The sequence below is a fragment of the Nostoc sp. LEGE 12454 genome (assembly GCF_056620565.1).
This window is the reverse complement of record NZ_JBWQXL010000012.1, coordinates 87,580-106,803: the sequence shown is the minus strand read 5'-3', so window position 1 is coordinate 106,803 and position 19,224 is coordinate 87,580. Positions and strand designations below refer to the sequence as shown.

Sequence of the window (19,224 nt, the reverse complement as noted above, 5' to 3'; positions counted from 1 at the left end):
ACAAATGACAAATGACTATTTAGAAACTAACTGTGCGTTTAATGCTTTAGTGATGCGATCGCCAGAAGCTTCTAAGTGAGCTAAGGTGTAAACATCAAGGCTTTCACTTAGTTGTTTGAGTTTGACATCAATGGCTTTTTGGAGTTGGCGCAATTTATACCAAGCCAATGTCCGACCATCTTCAGGTGTATTAGTAGTACCCAACATCATCTGTAACAAAATATTCAGATGCTCCCGTTGCAATGAACGCCGGATGCTAGAAATTGGCTTTGGTTCTCCGGGGGCGAAAATTTCTGTCCAGATGCCTGTTTGCAGGGTGTCGAACAGTTCTGGCATGGAAAGCGCTTCTCCAGGCAGAGTTTTTAATTCTATATCTTGTAACCGATTCAGGCGATCGCTGTCTAATAGCGATCGCAATATCATACTTTGAAAACCCAAAATGCGATCGTGAATTGGATAATCAAGGCGGTTATTAGGTGCAAAACTACCCCAGTGTTCCCAGCGTGATGGTGCTAGTTGATTGAGCAATTGTGGTGAAAAACTAAAAGCATCATCTGCAAATACATACTCTTGCAATTTTGTCAATGCTTGACGTTGTTTTAAAAGTGAAACTGGTACAAATGCCCAAGCAGCATCATTACTGGTATGGACACGCCGAAACGATTGTCCACCAATGTATTTAGAAAGCAAAGTGGCGTTCCGAAAATAATATTTAAGTACTCTATTAAACTTAAGGCGCAGGTTACTATAGCTTTCGCCTTTCGATAGATAACCTTTATCAAGACGCTGCCACATAAAACGAGCATTATCCATTTGCCACTGCGAATAAAGTAGCACATCACTACTCATATCCCAGACATTTGCTAAAGGATTGATGTCCCAGATATCTTCATCGCTTGCGTAAGATAATTCTGGTTGAGGCGACGCTAGGGCAATCTGGTCTAAAAAACTTTTTTCTGATTCTGGAATAGTTACCTTAAGCGCTGTTGATGGGGATCTTTTATAACCATACTCAATTGCCCATTCGTCATAAGGCCCAATAACTCCTGGGTAATAGTCACCTTGCTCTACTCCCTGTGGTGCTATGTTCACAGGTACGTAGTCCATCACCGAACCCACTAAACCTTTGGTGCGAGTGATTTTAATATTATTTAATTCTTCTGGCGCTAACATGGTGCTGCCGTAAAAGTTGTGGCGCAAACCCAGAGTGTGCCCGACTTCGTGAGCGATGAGAGAACGCAAATATTGATGCACATACTCATTCATCGTTTCATTACTAAATGTAGTGTTTGGCAACATTGACAACGCCAGCGCCCCCATAGCTGCTTGATTTGAAGATTCCATACCATAGCAGGACTCTGAGGAGAAAAAGTGAGCAGAGGAAGATGACGCAAATTTATCCAGGAATTTCCCCGCGTCTTCACGTCCTTTCGGATTTTCTTGACATGAATTTGCCTCCATCAGTGCGTGATATTCTTGCTGAACTAAGCGCACCATATTGGCATCCACAATGATATCTGCATCCAATATTTCCCCGGTAAATGGGTTGACGCGCATCGGCCCTTTGGCAAAACCTGCATCTAAAGAATTAAACCAGCGAATGGTGTTGTAATGTACATCTGCTGGTTTCCAATTAGCATCATCTGGCATTTGCTGCACTTCAATGGCATTTTTAAATCCGGCTTTTTCAAATGCTTTGTTCCACATCAAAACGCCTTCACGAATCGCATCGCGGTATTCTAGTGGTACAGCATTTTCAATCCAATACACAATTGGTTTTTTGGGTGGAGATAAGGGGGCATCAGGATCGGATGGTTCTAGATGCCAGCGATTAATATAACGTACAAATGATTCGTGAGCATTATTTTTAGAGAAATCTTGGAAAGCAGTAGTAAAATATCCAACTCTGTCATCGGCAAGTCTGGGAATATAACCATTGTTTTCTCTTAGTTGAGAAAAACTGTAGTGTACCTTTAGAGTGAGTGCCCTGCTATCGGGTACAGCGATTAAATTTGAGCCTTCTAATGATGAAAAACCGTAAATCGAATCAATTTCTACGTTTTCTGGGAAGCTGTTAACATCACCAAAATAGGACTTGCGTACATCTAAGCGGTAATCAGCTTGTAAAGAATATTTTAATAGAGGAGTTAATCCAGGGAAATCCTGCATTAACAGTGCATTCAGGTCGATCAAAATATTTTTATTTTTTGGATCGATAGTAGCTATTTCGAGTGAATAAAGAACTGAATCGCTAAATGAACGAGCAAGCGATCGCTGTTCTGGTATACTATCTGTACGGAATTTTACATTACGCACAACAAAATGCAATCTATTATTTACTCGTCGGAAATAAAAGATAAAATCAGAGAGAGGTAATCCACTATAAATCCCACTTTCCCCAACCCCTGATTCCAATGTCACTATAGCTAGGTAGTTTTTATTTAGCTGCTCTGGCTTAAGTTCTAAGAAAACTTTTCCCGAATCCTCGCTGCAATAAAGCGTGAAGAGTCCCTCTAGTTTATCTATCCGATTAACAATCCCATTAAATCGGCAAAAATCTTCCTTTTTAATCTCAGCAAGATTCTTGTCAGCACTTGCTACGTTTTCAACTACTGGGAGTGTATTTAATTGCTGTACATCAATATTAGAAGTATTTGAAAGTTGGTTTGCTTCTGCATAATCATTTGATAGAAACAAGTTAGACAGTAATACTATACAGATTACTAATTTCGTTATCCAGTATTTCATCCTTTGGCTTTCCACCTGAAGCAGTTATCGTGTTGAGGAAAAATGTGGATTAGTTTGTCATCTGCAAGCCCTTCAAATATCTAAGGACTACCATATAAATCCACTTAGTCAGATAAACAATGTCTCTGACCTAAAAATCTGTGAATATTAATTGTTATTAGTAGCTTTTTAGGAATTACCCATTAAGTATTTATGTCTTAAGGCAGATAAGTTTTACAGCTAAAGGTATATGTTTTTTTTGCTTATATCTGTATTAAAAACCAAATGTAGCATTAAAAATGTATTTAGTGCTACATTTGGCAGCCTAAGCAATATCAAGCATTTTTTATAAAAAAAGAGTAGGGCTTCTAAAAAAGCTGTTATTAAGCAAGTAAATCCTTTTTTCGGATGAATTGTGGAAATTTATGGTAATCTCAACTTTTTTCTCAGATGGTAAATTGGTTCTTCCCAATAGTCTTCAAAGCGGTAGCCCAACAGAAAATCAGCTTTCTTGCCTAGTTCTCGCCCTTTCTCCAGGTTGACGAAAATCGCTTTGATTTGTTGGGGAGCTAAAATTGGATAGAGCAATCTCGCCAAGCACAGACCGATTTTGAGTGATTTACTTTAGTTTTGTGTAGCAGCAAAAGCAAGTACACCAACTTCTCCTGCATAAGTGGTGTCAAAATCAAGCAAGACATGAAAAATATCATGGGTAACTAAATATCGCAGAGCAAATAGATTACGTTTGGCAACGTCTTCTAGTTCAGGGCTGATGTTTAATGGTTTTAGTTGATTTGCTTGCATATAATTGGCATATTCTCGTCCAAAAGTGCCTTGAAGATATTGGCTTAATTGGTTCAAATGAATTGCGGGATAATATCCCACTACTGGTTGTAGTTTGGAAGCGACCTTTGGAGAAACTTTAGTACCAAAAAACTCAGATTTAAGAATGGCAAGATCGCCCAAATTTTCTGAGTTTTTATAAGCCATAATTGCTTTGAGTTGTTATAGCTTTTTGAGCATAATACTTTTCCGTAATGGGCTAACAACAGTTGAGAAAGAACCAGGGGTAGACTTTGTATCAAAGTTATCTAACATCGAATAACTGTTGAGGACATAGTTAGGTGAGCAGGCCAAATAACAGACTAGAAATCTTGACAGATAAAAATCAGAAACCCTTGCTGTGACTAGTTTTTATAAATACAGGTGTAGCTTTATTTGAGGAACGTAGACACCAAGAGGCTTCCCGCAGAGTAATCTAGCACCAAGAATCCTTGCTTTTGTTGGGTTTCGCTTTGTTCAACCCAATCTACAAATATTGTATTTTTTCAGATCCACAAAAGAGCGGAAATAAGTTCTCTCTTCCCCAGGGTTGAAGAAGCTTTTCTTTTTTATAACTAAAATATGCCTTTTGCTAGAAGGATAATTGCCTTTTTGTAGTTAGTGTTTACTAGTACCCCAAAAAATAAGTTAATTGGCATGATAAATTTGATTTCTAGAACGATTAGTCAGATCAATTCCCTGCTTAAAGGACTTCAGATAAAAGGTTTTTTAGCTGTTGTCTTAGTTGGTTTTCTAATGCTGACAACGAATGTTAGTGATGGGCAAAATGACAAAGGCTTAAAAGAGAAAGTTCGTGAAAAGGTAGAGCAGAATGATGCTCAAAGACCGAAAACAGTAGGGCAGTGGTTTAAAGATGCTCGTGAAACAGAAGCTTCTCCTGGCGAACGACTTCAGAAGATTGGACAACAGTCAGGAGAAGCCTTTAAAGAATTTGGATCTGGGTATGTAGAGGGCGCTCAAGAAACTGCTAGTGATGTAGGGGATAGTGCGGCAAAGGCAGGCAGAAATATCACAAACAAAGTTGCACCCTAAATGCGTCACAATATCCTATTGGCAGCAAGTAGTAATAACTTTTCGCCAATAAATTAGTTACGCATAGAGACGTTGGTATTAAATCAACAAAGTCTTCAAACACTTCTTGGGTAACGCGCTTACTCTTCTTGCTGAAAGATTGTAGCGTTTCTCAGTTGCCTAAAATATAAGTCTTTAGTAGGGGCGCATAGTTAGCTATGCGCCCCTACTGCGTGTTGCATTCAAAATACCTCACTTCCATTCCTCTCCTACGGTGTAACTTTTTATAACACTTACTAAATCGGTACAAATAAAGTGAACTAGTAAGGCTTGTCATTTTTTATTTGCAAATGGTAAAGAATGCTTGATACAGAAATGTCAGCACCTTTCCATAGAAATAGCAAAAATGGCAATTGATGTAGTGACGTTTATTTATACCTACCGATCTAATTTTTTTCAAATAGAGGTGTATATTTTTTTACTGATTAGTAAACACTTTAAGAACGGGTAAGTAACTGTTCAATAACTGCTTAAAAACGTGAAACAATGAGGAGATAGCTAAGACGGTCAGAAAAAAAGTAGATAAATAATTAATGACATGAAGCAATCTAAGAGTACACGAAAGCGGGGACTTATCTTAACGATCGCTGGGCTGAAGCGTTTGCAAGGGGCGATTCTGGCTATGGAAAAGGTAGAAAACAATGGACATCGCTTCACTCTAGAAGATTTAGGCGATCGCATGAAGGTATCGACCAAAACTCTAAACCGATTATGGTCGTTGAATACAGGCGTGGATCAAAAAACCTTGAAATTGTGCTTTAGCGCCTTTAACCTAGAATTATGCAGGGAAGACTATGGAATCCTGAGTGAGCCGGATCGTACTGAAGGTTCTCAAACTGTCTCAATGAGTTTATATACAGGAGAAAGAAAATTATTTCCGTCTTTATCCTTAGATTCTCTTGCGACTCAACATCATAATCACCTCGAAAATCTTTGGTCATACCCAGATGGCCCCGTACCTCTAGATTCCCCCTTCTATGTCGATCGTCCCCCCATCGAGGAACTAGTTTATCGAGAAGTAATTCAACCAGGCTGTGTGATTCGGATTCGAGCACCAAGAGAAATGGGAAAAACTTCTCTTGTGCTGCGGCTGTTAGCCTTTGCCAAGATGCAAAGTTATCGCTCGGTGAATGTGAATTGCAACCAAATCGATTCAAAGTGTCTAACAGACTTAAATAAACTTTTGCGTTCTCTTTGTTGGCAAATTGCAACAGAATTAGGCATTGACCCAAAGCTAGATGAAAACTGGGATGAGGAAATAGGTTGTAAGTTAAGTTGCAGTTTATATTTGCAATCTTATTTGCTCAAGCAGTGCAAAAGTCCAGTAGTTTTAGTGTTAAATGAAGTTGACCGCTTTTTTGAATATCCAGAAATTGCTTCAGAGTTCTTTAGTTTGTTGCGCTCTTGGTATGAAGAAGCACGACAAGATACCAACTTGCAGAAACTCAGGCTAGTGGTAGTTTACTCCACAGAAGTATATGTCTCGCTGGATATCAACCGTTCTCCATTTAATATTGGACTACCGATCCGTCTGCCAGAATTTACTGACCACCAAGTAAAATACTTAGCTCTACGACATGGTTTAGATTGGACTTCTGATAACGAAGTTAACCAACTGATGTCTCTCGTAGGGGGACATCCAGCACTGATTCGGATTGCTCTATATTATCTATGCTGTCAAGGAATGACCTTAAAAGAACTGATAGAAGATGCGATCGCTAACGGCGGTATTTATCGCTATCATCTATGGCGACACTGGGCAATCTTACAAGAAAATCCTAGTTTAGTAAAGGCGTATGTTGAAGTTGTAGCCACAAAGCAAAGCATTTCTCTCAATCCCATTAACGCTCATAAGCTCGAAAGCTTGGGTTTGATCGCTTATGAAAGCGATCGCATCCTACCGCGTTGTGAACTCTACCGTGCTTACTTTAAAAAACAACTAGCTGTTGCTGAATTTGAATATAAATCATTGCAAAAACGTGCTTGAGAAAAACTATCACAGACTCTTTCTCTGACGTTCACGTAATGGCTCCCTGACCCTCTAGGGATTAGAAACAAGGTTTCCAACGAAAAATAATTAATTGTTTGACCAATAAAGCTGATAATCCTCGATATAAAATTTTCCATTATTGGAAGACATTTTGAAAAAGAAGTAATAATCTTCTGGCTCCCAAATACCAAATTCTTGCTCTTGTTCTTGAAAACTAGCTGTCGAACCACTATTGGGGATAGTCATGCCAGCAGTTAATGTTCTATTTTGTGCTCTCATTAAAAAAATTTCTAGCAGGCAGAAACCCTCTAGTTCAGCAGAATAACGAATTTTGAAACGGATTCTTCCACCATTGCGTAGGGTCTTTTGAATAGAAAAATTTTCGGTTTTAATGGGATTGCCAGACAAATAAATTCCTTGACCTTGTGTTATTATATAACTTTGTCTTTCGTTGAATGAATTCACAAATTTTTCTCCTCAAAAAAAATATAATTAATTGATATAATTGTATTATTGGCAAATAACTGTTTTTAAAGATGGGTTATTTCTGTGCTTATGAATGTCACGTTTGTATTTTCTCGCTATCTTCAAAAAAATGCAATGACAGTTAAGACAGTTAAGAAGACAGTTAAGAAAATAATGAAAAACTGAATTATGAAGAGCGATCGCAGCCTGCAAAAATAGAGATTAACGATTCGTCATTTGTAATTACTAATAATGTTCGCAAACTCGCTATCACTGCGTTCGCGCAATTACAATTAAGCTAACATCTACAATCAAGCCAACATCTATCCAGGGAAATAGCTTTTAACAATCATTCAATTTGGTAACAGACTTTTAATTGCTAATTCTTTCATTTGGCACTTGTCAAGCATTATTTTGGCTTGGAACGATCTTCTTTATGATTTTCAGACATCTGTCTTCAGTAGGGTAAAACTCTAAATGTACATTTGGTAACATTGCTTAAGAATAAAAAAGTAATTGCAATTGAAGTTAATCATGACATACACACAAACCAACGATCCAACTATTCGCGAACACGTTCAAGCTTGGCAAAATTTAAATGTAGATCAACAACTTGCTTTGTTTTGGTTTATATATAAAGAAATGGGGGGTTCAATTACTCCAGCGGCTCCTGGAGCCAGTACTGTTTCTCCAGAAATAGCTGAAGGTTTATTTAATCAAGTTAAGGAATTATCTCACGAACAACAATTACAAGTTCAGCGTGATTTGATTAATAAAGCAGATACCCAAATTTCTCGTGAGTATGGCTCTTTGGGTGATACCACAAAACTCCTATTTTGGTATCGATTATCTCAAGGGATGGATAATGGTACTATCATTCCTGTACCTGATGATTATCAACTTCCTTCCGAAGCTAAAGCTTTGTTTGGCAAAATTCAAGGATTAGAGTTTGAACAGCAGATTACTCTTTTCCGCGATTATGTTTCGCCAATGGGTACTGAAGCAAAATCAGGTGCTGAAATTTAGCACTTTTGAGGATGGTTAAGGGTATCTATTAAGTTATTTATACCCTTGTTTCAAAGCTTGCTAGATTCGCCAGTCGCTTAATATAAAGCCAAATTTTGATGACTGGCGTATTTATAAATTTTTATTTCATAACTTTGAGATGTTTATGACTTCTATAAACATCAAATTTTTTGAATAAAGTCTATTCAGTATTTGCGAATTTGGATATAACATCTCGCTTGTTAGTTATAGCGTTACTGTATACTGAAACTATCTCATGCAATTCCAGCGATCGCTGCAATAATTAGCTTGGAATAGTAAGGTGTTAATAAGTTTAAGTTTATTCTAGTCTACTAGCAGAATTAACATCTAAAAACAACGTCGCTTGGGGTTGTTGACGGAGAATAGAAGCCGGACAGTCTGTACCGATATAACTTTGCAGCATATCTTTTACCACATTCGCTTTACGTTTTTCTGGAGCAAGACAGATAATTTTTTTAGCCGAACAAATTGTTGGGATGGTGACAGTAAAAGCATACTGTGGAACAGTTTCTAAGTTCGGAAAGTGACCTGTATTTACTTGTTGCTGACGGTTCACGGTATCCAGTTTGACCAGTTTCATGCTGTAAGGATCTTGAAAATTTGCTACAGCTGGATCGTTAAAAGCTAAATGTCCATTTTCGCCAACACCAAGACAGCATAAGTCAATCGGTTGTGCTTGCAATAATTTGGTGTAGCGATCGCACTCTGCTACTGGTTGTAATGTATCACCTTCTATATAGTGAAATTTCTTAGGATTAACCCGTTTCTCTACACGTTCTCGCATATAACGCCGAAAGCTAGCAGAATGGTCAGCATTAATTCCCAAATATTCATCTAGATGGAACAGAATAATCCGCGACCAATCTACACCACCCAATGCAATCAAAGCATCAAGAAATTTGAGTTGGGAGTTACCTGTAGCTAACAATACAGCAGCTGTATCTTGAAGATTAAGAACTTGCTGTAGATACTTTTGCACGATTTCGGCAACATCCTCAGCCATTTCGACTTCAGAGTTGTAAATCTGTACTAGTAAATCGTCAACGCGAAAAAAGTTTGTGGCGGCTACCATTTGCTTACGAAGAAGGTTATCAATTATACGGCAGTTTGCCCAGAGGTTTTACCTGTCTACCTTTATATGCCCTATCCAGTATAGATTTTAGGATTTAGCAGATTAATTTCTGACTCTTGAAATTTTTTTCTCCAGTCCCCAATCCCCGTATTAATGCAGGAACAATCACTAAAGACAAAAAACAATGTAAACTATTTAAATTAAGTTAACAATTATTTACATTTTACCGAAAAATCATGCTGGCTGCAATTCTCTTTGACCTAGACGGCACTATTGTCAACACTGACCCCATACACTACCGAGCTTGGCGGGAAATGCTGTTAAATTACAGCATAGAAATAGATGAAACATTTTATAAATCCCGAATTAGTGGAAGGCTAAATCCAGAAATTGTTAAAGACATTCTGCCACAATTATCAGTAGCAGAAGGGCAACAATTTGCAGACGAAAAAGAGGCGTTGTTTCGCAAACTCGCTCCAAATCTCAAACCGCTAAGTGGATTTTCTGAACTACTAGCATGGACAGAAACACATCAATTAAAACGTGCATTAGTAACTAATGCCCCTAGATTAAATGCAGAATTTATGCTAGAGGTTTTGGGTATAAAAGAAGCTTTCCATATAGTTGTTTTAGCGGATGATTGTATTGCAGGTAAACCCGATCCTGTGCCCTACCAAGTTGCCCTGAACAAATTGGGGATTACAGCAGAAGAAGCGATCGCTTTAGAAGACTCTCCCTCCGGTATTCGGTCAGCGGTGGGCGCAGATATTCGCACCATTGGCATCGCCTCCACCCACGATCCGCAAATTTTGCAGTCAGTCGGTGCATTTATGGCAATTCCAGACTTTACTGATTTGCAGTTATGGACATTGCTAAACTCACTCATCGAGCCAGATTTAAGTGCGATCGCTTCTAATTTTTGAGGATATGGAGAAGAGGAGGCAGGAGGCAGGAGGCAGGAGGCAGAAGGCAGAAATTCTTTAATTTTGAATTTTGAATTTTGAATTGATTTCTCCCCTGCTCCCCTTTCCCCTCATCCCCCATCCCCAAAAACTCCACTTTTTAACCGAGCCATATCACGCAACGGTGGTGCGCCGAACAAGCGACTGTATTCACGGCTGAACTGTGAAGGGCTTTCATAACCCACATAATGACTAGCTGTCGCCGCATCCATACCTTGACCCAGCATCAGGCGACGGGCTTGTTGAAGCCTAAGTTGTTTTTGATATTGCAAAGGACTCATGGTGGTGACTGACTTGAAGTGATGATGAAGCGACGAGGGACTCATGCGCGCTTCACGAGCGATCGTATCAATCCGAAATGGTTTTTCGTAGTTCCATTTAAGCCAGTTGATTGCTCTGCTAATTGCTTGGAGTTGTTTATCGACTAAAGCAATCTGTCGCAATCTAGCACTGTGTTCGCCAGATAACAAACGGTAGAGAATTTCTCGAACAATCAAAGGTGCGAGGATGGCAATATCTTGAGGTGTTTCCAACAATCGTACAAGTCGGATTGCGGCATCAAGCAGTTGCGGGCTAACAGGATTAATAGACAAGCCCGGTTCCGATGGTTCGTTCGCTGGAGCGTCTAGTTTTGCCTCCATCATCAGTGTGCTGAGTTCTCCCATATCTAAATCGAGCCGAAGACACAGATACGGAACGCTTGGCGTTGCTTCAATCACTTGACCGACAACAGGCAGATCGATGGATACCACCAAATATTGGTCTTGACCATAAACATACAGATTGTCTGCCAACATTACCTGTTTCTTGCCCTGAGCGACGATGCACAGGGCAGGCTCATGCAGGGCATGGAGAGGCGCAGTGGGTTGTAAGGAACGGATCAGGAATAACCGCTCGATCGCTGTGGGATGGACACCATCTTCATTACTGTTCTGTGCAATCAGAGCGGCTAGCTCGGACTGCTGCTTTCTAACAGTCTGTTCCATAATGTCGTTTGAAATCCTTTATGAAACTAACATTCAGGGCAGCCGCAATCTCTTCAGCCGCTTCGGTCAGCTTATCTTTTTACGATCAACAATAAAGTAAAATGCAGGATTAGGCAAGAATTTCGTAGGTTCAGATTACCGCATCAAGCTTTGATTCTCTTAGATTAAGAGTGTGCTAGAGAATACAACAACTTGGAGATACGGTTTTATGACTACCAACCAACAGAAAGTAGTACTAATTACAGGCGCAAGTAGCGGTATCGGTGAGGCGACAGCACGTCTACTCGCTCGTAAGGGCATCCACGTCATCCTGGGCGCACGACGCACGGAGCGCCTAGAAACCCTCGTGGCTACAATCCGCTCTGAGGGAGGATCGGCGGAGTATCAGACCCTTGATGTTACCGATCGCGCCGACTTCCAAGCCTTTGTAGAATTTGCTCAGACCAAATTTGGCCGCATTGATGTCATCGTTAACAATGCAGGCGTTATGCCGCTCTCGAAGCTAGAAGCGCTGAAGGTTGATGAATGGGACAGGATGATTGACGTGAACATCCGTGGCGTACTCAATGGCATTGCCGCTGGGCTACCGCTGATGAAACGCCAGGGATTTGGCCAGTTCGTCAATCTGTCCTCCATCGGCGGACATGCGGTTTGGCCAGCCTGCGCCGTTTACTCAGCCACTAAGTTCGCGGTGTTGGCAATTTCGGAGGGGCTGCGTCAGGAAAATACTGACATTCGCGTTACAGTTATTTCGCCGGGCGTAACGGAGTCAGAACTAGCCGATAGCATTACTGACCCCGAAGCTGGCAAAGGTATGCAGGAATTCCGCAAGATTGCGCTTCCGGCTGAAGCGATCGCCAGAGCGATCGCCTTTGCAATCGAGCAACCGGATGACGTTGATGTAAATGAGATTATCGTGCGCCCTACAGGCAGCGTATAGTTACGCAAAGATGCGGAGAATTTTCAACCTAACCTAGCAGTCAAACAACTGAGAACCGCTATATGACTACCCAAAATGAAATTCAACCTCGCCAACTTGGTTCTAAAGGTCTAACTGTTTTTCCCCTAGCTCTCGGATGTATGGGTATGTCGGGCGTGTACGGTGCAGCAGACGAAAACGAAAGCATTGCAACTATCCAAGCAGCTCTCGATCGCGGGATGACATTATTGGATACTGGCGATTTCTATGCCAGCGGGCACAATGAGATGCTAATTGGTCGAGCAATCAAGGAGCGTCGAGACAAAGCACTGGTTTCGGTGAAATTCGGCGCTTTACGTACTCCCGATGGCGGATGGCTTGGTATAGATGCCCGCCCTTCCTCAGTGAAAAACTTTATCGCTTATAGTCTTACCCGATTGGGAGTAGACCACATTGATATTTACCGTCCGGCTCGACTAGACCCGCAAGTTCCCATTGAAGACACCATTGGCGCGATCGCCGAGTTAGTCACGGCTGGCTACGTCCGACATATCGGGCTATCGGAAATGGGAGCGGACACTATCCGCCGCGCCCACGCCATTCACCCCATCAGTGACCTACAAATCGAGTATTCCCTGATTAGCCGTAGTCCTGAGAGCGAGATTTTTCCTGTACTGGAAGAACTTGGTATTGGCGTAACTGCCTATGGCGTGCTTTCACGAGGACTGTTGAGTGGCTCCACTCCAGCCACACAAGGCGATTTTCGTGCCTACTTACCACGCTTCAGTAAAGAAAACCTTGCTCAGAATCAGCGCTTGATCGAAGAACTAAAGCAAATTGCCGCCGAGAAAGGAGTTCTTCCTTCGCAGTTGGCTATTGCCTGGGTACTTGCAAAAGGCAGAAATATTGTGCCAGTCATCGGTGCACGTAAGCGCACCCAACTTTCCGAATCGTTGGCGGCTCTGGATGTGAACCTATCGCCAGAAGACTTAACCCGCATTGAAGCAGCAATTCCCGCATCTGCGATCGCAGGCACTCGTTATGATGAACATCAAATGCAGATGTTGGACAGCGAACGCTAATGCAATTAACAGCGTAAGCAAAGTACGAGAGGGTTTGTAGTAAGCAATTTGCTGCTTAGAAAATAAAGACTAAAGTCTTACTACGAGCCTATACTTATTTTTCAGCCAGAATCGCGTAAATTTCCCGTTTAACTTGCTCTAAAAGCTCTCGCACCCGATTTATCCGCTCCATATTGCCACTACGAGCAACCTGCACCACCGCAGCAGCTAACTCTGTGGCGGCATTCCGCAACTCAATAAACTCTTGGGGCTTACCTGTAACAAAACTTTTGAAGGTATCCCAAGGAGTGTCTGAAGGTTCTTGTTGGGCACGTTCTGCCAATAATTGTTTACCCTCATCCGTAATCGTATAAATCCGTTTGCCTCCTTCCTGTGCGCTCTTGAGATAACCTCCTTCTTCCAACAATTGAAGTGTTGGATAAACTGAGCCAGGACTGAGGCGACGGAAACCGCCGTAGCAAGTTTCCATCTCTTTAATCAGGTCGTAACCATGACTAGGATGCTCGGATAACAATTCCAGCAGAATGAACTTGATGTCACCCCGACGAGTCCGGTGTTCATCTCCCCAACCACGACCAAACATTTCATTATCAAAGCGTTTGTCATGATGTCTACCATGATGCTTGTCATGATGGTTGCCATGTCCAAACCAAGACCTGACAAGCAATGAATCCTCTTCGCTAACTCCTGCCCATGCAGGTGCGCCAAAACGTGACCGAAAATGTCTAAACATAAGTAAATCTCAAATCAACTTTCTCTAATATACGATATATCGGAATATATCGCGATATATCGGAATAGAATTTTGATGAAGATTTATAACGAAAGCAACTTCGACTAGCCAAGAGTCTGCACTTGTTCGACAAAAGACTCTACCCGAATGGCACGAAGAAAGATACAGCCCTTGCTCTGACTGGTTAAGAGCCTCTAGGCTGGGAACCCATTCTGGGAGGCTCCGCCTCCAGTAGCTTGACAAGAGGCAGAGCCTCTTTTAGATACATTCCCAAACTCCAGGCTGGGAACAAGACGACACAAGCCTTTGGGCTTTTCTTAGTTGCCATTCGACTCTACCCATTGCAAAAATGCTTAATCTACGGCGTTTAATCGTAGGTTAAGCATTTTTACTTGATTCTGAAGTGATAGGTGTAACAAAAAGTTCAGTCCACAGATAAAACCCTGTATCTTTAGATGGTTTGCTTTTTTAGTGTCTTGTCTTTCTAGATAAAATATGTATAAATACGAAATATTTTAGTTAAATAATTTATTGGGATCGGTGCTAATTACAGATGTGAATATAAGAATTTATTGCTAGTGAAAATTCTTAAAACTAATTTTGTAAATTTATAAAATAGTTTATTTTTTTGTATAGATTGTGAACTGAACTTGGGAATACTAAGTGTAAGAAAAGTTAAAATTATACATAAACTTATAATTGCTTAACTTTTTTACTAGCATTCGCTGCTAAATAATCTAGATTCCTTTTTTGAACCACAGTAGGGAACTAATCGGGTTCAATCGAAGCTGACTAAGTTCTCTCAAAATTCTCATTGACCCCAACAACAGTTTATTTACACTTGCTTGATTCATATATCCCATTTAGTTAAGAACCACTTTAGGTTCAATACTATTCGGATAAGATAACCCCGCCTGGATTTAAGGGAGTGAAGGAAAAAATAGTCTCCCTTTTAAAGAAAGCCAATGTGTTACGAACTTTCCTAAATTTATAGGAGCAGGTGTCAGCCAAGCTGACTACCAGTTTTCTATTGAAGAAAAGCTAATTAAATATTTTTGTTTTGGTTGAGATAACAATGTTAGGAACTGAGGGTGGCGAACGTGGTAGTGGCAGATAGGACGAGTGTAAATTTCTCTCGATTATTTGCAGGAATTTTTGAGTTTTGCGGTCAAAAAACTGAAAACCCTCATGCTTATAGTCGGAATATAAGCTTAAATCGCAGCAATGACTTTGCTAATGGCACAATTGAATGGTGTGAGTTCGACTTGACGAGTGCCTTCATGTCCATAAGTCAAACTCACGCTCAGATAACTATCTGGTTTGTAGGGCAATCGTTCCGCCCATTCAACTGCCACAATTCCTGGCATCACTTCAACACCTTCCCAGTAACTTTCTAAATTTAGGGTTGCGACTTCTTGCGGTTCCAAGCGATATAAATCCAGATGGTAAAGGGGAAAGCGTCCTTCCGTGTACTCATTAATCAGCGTGAAAGTAGGACTGACAATGAGTTCAGCAATCCCTAAACCTTTACCAATGCCTTGAACTAAAGTAGTTTTACCAGCGCCTAAATCACCTTCTAGTAAAATTACACTGCCAGGTGTCAGGGATTCGCCAAGAGTAATACCTAAGCGCAGCGTCGCTTCTGTATCTGCAAGAAAAATTTTCATAATTTAGGTATTGGGCATTAGTCTAAACAAATGACAAACTTTCATCTTCCTTAATTTTGATTTTCTTAGCGCAGCGTTAGCGAGTCTGTGTACTCTGTAAGAGTTGCAAGCTACGCTTTTAGCGTCTCGTAGAGAGCGTCATTTTGAATTTTGAATTACCCGAAGGGACTGACTTCTACCGTACCACCGCAATAACACTTGTGCTAGTTTCTGCGGATTGTGACGTACAAAACCTGTTTCATCTTCATACAAAACATTAGCTGGAACAATCCGTCGCCCTAGTTGAGTTACGGCTTCTCTATCGAGGAAAACGGGATGGGAGTTTTGTTGAGCGTAGCGGAGAAGTGATTGCTCCGAAGGGGATTTTTTGTGTATTAATACAGCATCGAATAGTCGTCTTTGTCCGCAAGCAGCATCAATTGCTCTGATGTGATCGGCAACAGTGTAGCCTTCAGTTTCTCCTGGTTGAGTCATGATATTGCAGATATAAATACGGGGGGCATCTGATTGAGCGATCGCATCGGCAATTTCTGGTACTAATAAGTTAGGAATTAGGCTTGTATAAAGGCTACCTGGGCCAATAATAATGTAATCAGCTTCTTTAATTGCCTTAATAGCTGCTGGCACCGCCGGAGGATTAGCCGGAATGCAGCCAATTTTGACAATTTTACCGCCAGCTTTGGGAATACTAGACTCCCCCTCAATACGACGACCATCGGCTAATTCTGCCCAGAGGCGAACATCACTGAGAGTTGCTGGTAGTACTTGTCCTCGCACCGCTAGAACTTTAGAACTGGCTGCAACTGCTTGTTCTAAATCTCCAGTAATATCACTCATTGCCGTTAAAAACAAATTGCCAAAACTGTGACCAGTTAACCCATCTCCAGCCCGAAAACGGTATTGAAACAATTCTGTTAATAACTTTTCTTCATCTGCTAGTGCAGCCAAACAATTGCGAATATCCCCTGGTGGTAGCACTCCAAATTCTTGACGCAAACGCCCAGAAGATCCACCATCATCGGCGACAGTAACAATTGCAGTAATATTAGCGCTGTAGGTTTTCAGTCCCCTCAACAATGTAGAAAGTCCCGTACCACCACCAATTACCACTATTTTTGGGCCTCGGTACAATCGACGATGGGCCAGCAAGACATCAATGAGTTCCTCCCCGCCTTCTGCTCTTAATACCTTAGTAATTGAGCCTACTGTGCGAGTTTGCCCCCAAAGCACTAACAGCAAGCCGCCAAGCAGCACCAAAGGCCCACTGATATAGTTCGGTAAGAGGTTGGTGATGACTCCCAAGAAACCTCTAACCAACTCAATCATCCAAAAAATTGGGGTTAGCTTAATCCAAATGGCTAACCCCAAACTCGCCAGCAGTACACCCCCAACACTAATTAACAACCAACGTTTTACCGATAGTCCAGGGGATAACCATTTGAACCACTGGTTAACCCGATAAGTACGAGAGCGCGACTGCTTTTGCAGGGCGTTGAGGGCTTGTCTGAGAAAACCAATTGACATACCTGATTTGGAGCAGTGCTACAAACAATAATTAACAGAAAATTTACCGAAGAAAGGCAGAGGGCTGGAGGCAGAAGGCAGGAGGAAGAAAATATATTTTTTGCCCTCTGCCACAGGGTTTAAAGCCCCTAAATTTATTTATGCAAAACAACAAATATGTATTTTGAGACGCGTAGCGCAAAAAATACGGTTTCCTTGTTAAATCCCCTAAATTTATTTATGAGGATTCCCTCCTGCCTCCTGTCTTCGTCCTCCTGCCTCCTTAAACCGCTTGGTTTAAAAGACCAGGCGTGAAACTATTATATTTATCAATCCTATTAGACTAAGAGCAAGTCGTGAAGATTGCCAGGATTTCTAGTTAAACAATACCCTGGCTTGGTAAAAGTGAATTTAATGGAAAAACGAATTTTAGGATTAGATCCAGGACTGGCAATTTTAGGATTTGGGGCAATTAGCTGCACACAAAATCTCAAAAAGGTGCAAGAGACTACAGTAAATATGCTGGATTTTGGAGTAATTAAAACGTCAGCAGATGTAGAAATGGGACAGCGCTTATGTACCTTGTTTGATGATTTACACACCGTGATGGAGGAATTTCAACCAGATTTAGTGGCGATCGAGAAACTCTTCTTCTATCGGATGTCAAGTACTATCCTAGTTGCACAGGCGCGGGGTATAGTCATTTTAGTGTTGGGGCAGCGTCGTCTTCCTTATGTAGAGTTTACTCCGGCTCAAATTAAACAAGCTTTAACAGGCTATGGGAATGCTGATAAGTCAGAAGTGCAAGAAGCGGTGGCGCGGGAGTTGGATTTAGATGAAATTCCTAAGCCGGATGATGCTGCGGATGCTTTGGCAGTGGCTTTAACGGCTTCTTATCAGCTGTAGGTTTTCATCAAAGATTTGGGTTTGGGGACATAATGCTTTCTTTAAAAGCCCACGAACCATCACCAATACTAGACTCTCTTTCAGAAAACGCTCAAGAGCTAGTCCTGATGATCTTGCTCAATGCGATCGCCTATGGTGGGCGGTTACGCGATCGCAAAAAGTTTTGTTAAATAATTGTAATAATATTTAATATGAGTCTAGGTTGTCTAATTTAGATTAACTATTGCAGAGAAATTCTCTCAGACTGAGTAAAATGACAAATACAATGAGGCAACTATTTTATAGATTAGTTACCCTAGAACTGGAGACTATGTTTTCAGTCCTGAGTTACTTCTGTATTTTGCCTCTGAGGCATACCAATTTAGACTACACCAAATCCTTCATTTAAGAGCTCCCACTAATCATAATGGCTGTGATTGAGAAGAAAAGAACTCGCGATCTGCCCCAAATTAACGAACGAATTCGCTTCCCGAAAATTCGGGTCATTGACACTGACGGTGCCCAACTGGGAATTATGCCCCCACAGGAAGCACTACAACTAGCAGAAGAAAAAGAGCTAGATTTGGTGCTAATCAGCGATAAAGCTGACCCGCCAGTTTGTCGGATTATGGACTACGGGAAATACAAGTTTGAACAAGAAAAAAAGGCGCGGGAAGCCCGGAAAAAACAGCACACGGCTGATGTCAAAGAAGTTAAGATGCGCTACAAAATAGAAGAACACGACTACAATGTGCGTGTTAAGCAAGCAGAGCGCTTTTTGAAAGATGGCGATAAAGTCAAAGCGACTGTGATGTTCCGGGGTCGAGAAATTCAACACAGCGACCTAGCAGAAGATTTGCTCAAGCGAATGGCAACGGATTTGGAGCCTTTTGGCGAGCTTCAACAAGCGCCTAAAAAAGAAGGACGAAACATGATGATGCTCATCTCGCCTAAAAAATAATTCTCTAACTGTTTAATAGACCAAGTTTGAAAATCCCCTGGCTAGAAGTCGGGGGATTTTTTCATCTTTCATTTGAATGCAATATACGCTTTGAGCGCACACTTAGCTATGCACTCCTACGAAAGCGTTTAAATTTATCTAAAATCGATAGTGCTGAACGCTGAATGGGAAACATAATACTCAGTTGCTCAGGACTTTTGCTATTTCCAAGGGATGGAGAGACAAGAGAGCTAGGAAGACAAGGCTACAAGGAGGTATATTTCTTTCCCCTCTGCCCCTCTCTCTGCCCCCCTGCTCCCCTGCCCCCGCTC

Annotated in this window: 18 protein-coding genes; 9 read left to right on the top strand and 9 right to left on the bottom strand. The window is 41.2% G+C overall.

From position 1 onward, the window contains the following. Positions 1–15: 15 nt before the first annotated feature. The 3 genes from AC1F2U_RS15695 to AC1F2U_RS15685 all read right to left on the bottom strand — a co-directional run bounded on the left by AC1F2U_RS15695 (position 16) and on the right by AC1F2U_RS15685 (position 3,717). Entirely contained in the window at positions 16–2,748 is a 2,733-nt protein-coding gene (locus AC1F2U_RS15695; RefSeq protein ID WP_480261932.1) for a zinc-dependent metalloprotease, read from the bottom strand. A 402-nt stretch (positions 2,749–3,150) separates the two neighbouring features. Beyond that, positions 3,151–3,324 carry a hypothetical protein gene (locus AC1F2U_RS15690; protein ID WP_480261931.1) on the bottom strand — a complete coding sequence of 58 codons (174 nt, stop codon included), beginning with the start codon at positions 3,322–3,324 and terminating at the stop codon, positions 3,151–3,153. A gap of 27 nt (positions 3,325–3,351) precedes the next feature. Next, complete coding sequence (locus AC1F2U_RS15685) at positions 3,352–3,717, bottom strand: Coq4 family protein (RefSeq protein WP_480261930.1); 366 nt, start codon at positions 3,715–3,717, stop codon at positions 3,352–3,354. Positions 3,718–4,206: 489 nt separating this feature from the next. On the opposite strand from AC1F2U_RS15685, the gene AC1F2U_RS15680 reads away from it, so the two are divergent. Then, a complete protein-coding gene (locus AC1F2U_RS15680; protein ID WP_480261929.1) occupies positions 4,207–4,602 on the top strand; it encodes a hypothetical protein in 396 nt (131 codons plus the stop codon). A gap of 577 nt (positions 4,603–5,179) precedes the next feature. Further along, positions 5,180–6,628, top strand: a complete 1,449-nt coding sequence (locus tag AC1F2U_RS15675; RefSeq protein WP_480261928.1) for an AAA-like domain-containing protein — start codon at positions 5,180–5,182, stop codon at positions 6,626–6,628. Positions 6,629–6,718: 90 nt separating this feature from the next. Here the strand turns inward: AC1F2U_RS15675 and AC1F2U_RS15670 are convergent, their stop codons facing one another. After that, positions 6,719–7,096: a hypothetical protein gene (locus AC1F2U_RS15670; protein ID WP_480261927.1), complete on the bottom strand. Its 378-nt coding sequence runs from the start codon at positions 7,094–7,096 to the stop codon at positions 6,719–6,721. Between the two features lie 534 nt (positions 7,097–7,630). On the opposite strand from AC1F2U_RS15670, the gene AC1F2U_RS15665 reads away from it, so the two are divergent. Beyond that, positions 7,631–8,122 carry an orange carotenoid protein N-terminal domain-containing protein gene (locus tag AC1F2U_RS15665; protein ID WP_480261926.1) on the top strand — a complete coding sequence of 164 codons (492 nt, stop codon included), beginning with the start codon at positions 7,631–7,633 and terminating at the stop codon, positions 8,120–8,122. A gap of 319 nt (positions 8,123–8,441) precedes the next feature. On the opposite strand, the gene AC1F2U_RS15660 is transcribed toward AC1F2U_RS15665, so the two are convergent. Further along, positions 8,442–9,215, bottom strand: a complete 774-nt coding sequence (locus AC1F2U_RS15660; protein WP_480261925.1) for a glucosamine-6-phosphate deaminase — start codon at positions 9,213–9,215, stop codon at positions 8,442–8,444. 236 nt (positions 9,216–9,451) lie between these two features. Here AC1F2U_RS15660 and AC1F2U_RS15655 point away from each other — a divergent pair, with 236 nt between their 5' ends. Continuing rightward, entirely contained in the window at positions 9,452–10,138 is a 687-nt protein-coding gene (locus AC1F2U_RS15655) for an HAD family hydrolase (RefSeq protein ID WP_480261924.1), read from the top strand. A 110-nt stretch (positions 10,139–10,248) separates the two neighbouring features. Here the strand turns inward: AC1F2U_RS15655 and AC1F2U_RS15650 are convergent, their stop codons facing one another. Then, positions 10,249–11,163 (bottom strand): AraC family transcriptional regulator, encoded by a 915-nt coding sequence (locus tag AC1F2U_RS15650; RefSeq protein WP_480261923.1) that lies wholly within the window; start codon positions 11,161–11,163, stop codon positions 10,249–10,251. Positions 11,164–11,371: 208 nt separating this feature from the next. Here AC1F2U_RS15650 and AC1F2U_RS15645 point away from each other — a divergent pair, with 208 nt between their 5' ends. Both AC1F2U_RS15645 and AC1F2U_RS15640 read left to right on the top strand, forming a co-directional pair. Continuing rightward, a complete protein-coding gene (locus tag AC1F2U_RS15645; protein WP_480261922.1) occupies positions 11,372–12,103 on the top strand; it encodes an SDR family oxidoreductase in 732 nt (243 codons plus the stop codon). Positions 12,104–12,165: 62 nt separating this feature from the next. After that, complete coding sequence (locus tag AC1F2U_RS15640; RefSeq protein WP_480261921.1) at positions 12,166–13,164, top strand: aldo/keto reductase; 999 nt, start codon at positions 12,166–12,168, stop codon at positions 13,162–13,164. Positions 13,165–13,258: 94 nt separating this feature from the next. Here AC1F2U_RS15640 and AC1F2U_RS15635 read toward each other — a convergent pair whose 3' ends face one another. From AC1F2U_RS15635 to AC1F2U_RS15625, 3 genes are all read right to left on the bottom strand, one after another. After that, entirely contained in the window at positions 13,259–13,897 is a 639-nt protein-coding gene (locus AC1F2U_RS15635; protein WP_480261920.1) for a PadR family transcriptional regulator, read from the bottom strand. A gap of 1,211 nt (positions 13,898–15,108) precedes the next feature. Next, the gene (tsaE, locus tag AC1F2U_RS15630) at positions 15,109–15,564 is read right to left on the bottom strand and encodes a tRNA (adenosine(37)-N6)-threonylcarbamoyltransferase complex ATPase subunit type 1 TsaE (RefSeq protein WP_480261919.1); all 456 of its coding nucleotides are present in this window, start codon (positions 15,562–15,564) and stop codon (positions 15,109–15,111) included. A 138-nt stretch (positions 15,565–15,702) separates the two neighbouring features. Then, positions 15,703–17,088, bottom strand: a complete 1,386-nt coding sequence (locus AC1F2U_RS15625) for a gluconeogenesis factor YvcK family protein (RefSeq protein ID WP_480261918.1) — start codon at positions 17,086–17,088, stop codon at positions 15,703–15,705. Between the two features lie 393 nt (positions 17,089–17,481). On the opposite strand from AC1F2U_RS15625, the gene ruvC reads away from it, so the two are divergent. The 3 genes from ruvC (at position 17,482) to infC (ending at position 18,913) form a co-directional block, all read left to right on the top strand. After that, positions 17,482–17,973, top strand: a complete 492-nt coding sequence (ruvC, locus tag AC1F2U_RS15620) for a crossover junction endodeoxyribonuclease RuvC (RefSeq protein ID WP_104908654.1) — start codon at positions 17,482–17,484, stop codon at positions 17,971–17,973. A gap of 32 nt (positions 17,974–18,005) precedes the next feature. Continuing rightward, positions 18,006–18,143, top strand: coding sequence for a hypothetical protein (locus AC1F2U_RS15615; protein ID WP_480261917.1), 138 nt, complete (start codon positions 18,006–18,008; stop codon positions 18,141–18,143). Between the two features lie 236 nt (positions 18,144–18,379). Then, positions 18,380–18,913: a translation initiation factor IF-3 gene (infC, locus tag AC1F2U_RS15610; RefSeq protein WP_104908867.1), complete on the top strand. Its 534-nt coding sequence runs from the start codon at positions 18,380–18,382 to the stop codon at positions 18,911–18,913. Positions 18,914–19,224: the final 311 nt, after the last annotated feature.

Bases quoted from the DNA above. Each gene is read 5' to 3' on its own strand.
- AC1F2U_RS15695 (WP_480261932.1), bottom strand. From the start codon at position 2,748: ATGAAATACTGGATAACGAAATTAGTAATCTGTATAGTATTACTGTCT.
- AC1F2U_RS15640 (WP_480261921.1), top strand. From the start codon at position 12,166: ATGACTACCCAAAATGAAATTCAACCTCGCCAACTTGGTTCTAAAGGT.
- AC1F2U_RS15665 (WP_480261926.1), top strand. From the start codon at position 7,631: ATGACATACACACAAACCAACGATCCAACTATTCGCGAACACGTTCAA.
- AC1F2U_RS15660 (WP_480261925.1), bottom strand. From the start codon at position 9,215: ATGGTAGCCGCCACAAACTTTTTTCGCGTTGACGATTTACTAGTACAG.
- ruvC (WP_104908654.1), top strand. From the start codon at position 17,482: ATGGAAAAACGAATTTTAGGATTAGATCCAGGACTGGCAATTTTAGGA.
- tsaE (WP_480261919.1), bottom strand. From the start codon at position 15,564: ATGAAAATTTTTCTTGCAGATACAGAAGCGACGCTGCGCTTAGGTATT.
- AC1F2U_RS15680 (WP_480261929.1), top strand. From the start codon at position 4,207: ATGATAAATTTGATTTCTAGAACGATTAGTCAGATCAATTCCCTGCTT.
- AC1F2U_RS15650 (WP_480261923.1), bottom strand. From the start codon at position 11,163: ATGGAACAGACTGTTAGAAAGCAGCAGTCCGAGCTAGCCGCTCTGATT.
- AC1F2U_RS15645 (WP_480261922.1), top strand. From the start codon at position 11,372: ATGACTACCAACCAACAGAAAGTAGTACTAATTACAGGCGCAAGTAGC.
- AC1F2U_RS15675 (WP_480261928.1), top strand. From the start codon at position 5,180: ATGAAGCAATCTAAGAGTACACGAAAGCGGGGACTTATCTTAACGATC.
- AC1F2U_RS15655 (WP_480261924.1), top strand. From the start codon at position 9,452: ATGCTGGCTGCAATTCTCTTTGACCTAGACGGCACTATTGTCAACACT.
- infC (WP_104908867.1), top strand. From the start codon at position 18,380: ATGGCTGTGATTGAGAAGAAAAGAACTCGCGATCTGCCCCAAATTAAC.
- AC1F2U_RS15615 (WP_480261917.1), top strand. From the start codon at position 18,006: ATGCTTTCTTTAAAAGCCCACGAACCATCACCAATACTAGACTCTCTT.
- AC1F2U_RS15635 (WP_480261920.1), bottom strand. From the start codon at position 13,897: ATGTTTAGACATTTTCGGTCACGTTTTGGCGCACCTGCATGGGCAGGA.
- AC1F2U_RS15685 (WP_480261930.1), bottom strand. From the start codon at position 3,717: ATGGCTTATAAAAACTCAGAAAATTTGGGCGATCTTGCCATTCTTAAA.
- AC1F2U_RS15625 (WP_480261918.1), bottom strand. From the start codon at position 17,088: ATGTCAATTGGTTTTCTCAGACAAGCCCTCAACGCCCTGCAAAAGCAG.